We start from the raw sequence: 1,163 nt of genomic DNA, 5'->3' as shown, positions 1-1,163 counted from the left end.
ATAACTTTAGCAACAACACCAGCACCTACAGTACGGCCGCCTTCACGGATAGCGAAGCGCAGACCCTGGTCCATTGCGATTGGCGCAATCAGAGTTACTTTCATCTGAATGTTATCACCTGGCATCACCATTTCCACGCCTTCTGGCAGCTCGATTGTGCCGGTTACGTCAGTTGTACGGAAGTAGAACTGTGGACGGTAGCCTTTGAAGAATGGCGTATGACGGCCACCTTCGTCTTTGCTCAGAATATAAACTTCTGATTCGAAAGTGGTGTGTGGCTTGATTGAACCGGGTTTCGCCAGTACCTGACCACGTTCGATTTCGTCACGCTTGGTACCACGCAGCAGAACACCCACGTTCTCACCCGCACGACCTTCATCCAGCAGTTTGCGGAACATTTCCACGCCAGTACAAGTGGTTTTCGCGGTGTCTTTGATACCCACGATTTCGACTTCTTCACCCACTTTAACAATACCGCGTTCTACACGACCGGTTACCACGGTACCACGGCCTGAAATAGAGAATACGTCTTCGATTGGCAGCAGGAATGGCTGGTCGATTGCACGCTCTGGTTCTGGGATGTAGCTGTCCAGGGCATCGGCCAGTTCAATAATCTTCGCTTCCCACTCTGCATCGCCTTCCAGCGCTTTCAGCGCAGAGCCACGGATAACTGGAGTATCGTCGCCTGGGAAATCATACTGAGACAGCAGTTCACGCACTTCCATCTCAACCAGTTCCAGCAGCTCTTCGTCGTCTACCATGTCACATTTGTTCAGGAATACGATGATGTAAGGAACGCCTACCTGACGACCTAACAGGATGTGCTCACGAGTCTGTGGCATTGGGCCGTCAGTCGCAGCAACCACCAGGATTGCGCCGTCCATCTGAGCCGCACCGGTGATCATGTTTTTCACATAGTCGGCGTGGCCTGGGCAGTCAACGTGCGCATAGTGGCGGCTTGGGGTATCGTATTCTACGTGAGAAGTAGAGATGGTGATACCACGCGCTTTTTCTTCTGGCGCGTTATCGATTTGGTCGAATGCACGAGCGTTACCACCGTAGGTTTTAGCCAGTACAGTAGTGATAGCAGCAGTCAGGGTAGTTTTACCGTGGTCAACGTGGCCGATAGTACCAACGTTAACGTGCGGTTTTGTACGTTCAAA

General features: G+C 51.8%; 1 protein-coding gene. It reads right to left on the bottom strand.

Features of this window, described 5'->3' with window-relative positions:
- On the bottom strand, positions 1-1,163 hold a 1,163-nt coding region (gene tuf, locus EAE91_RS23480; RefSeq protein ID WP_214090543.1), incomplete at both ends, for an elongation factor Tu.

The organism is Photorhabdus noenieputensis (genome assembly GCF_018448935.1).
Taxonomy (GTDB): Bacteria; Pseudomonadota; Gammaproteobacteria; order Enterobacterales; family Enterobacteriaceae; genus Photorhabdus; species Photorhabdus noenieputensis.
This window is presented reverse-complemented; position numbering and strand designations above follow the sequence as displayed.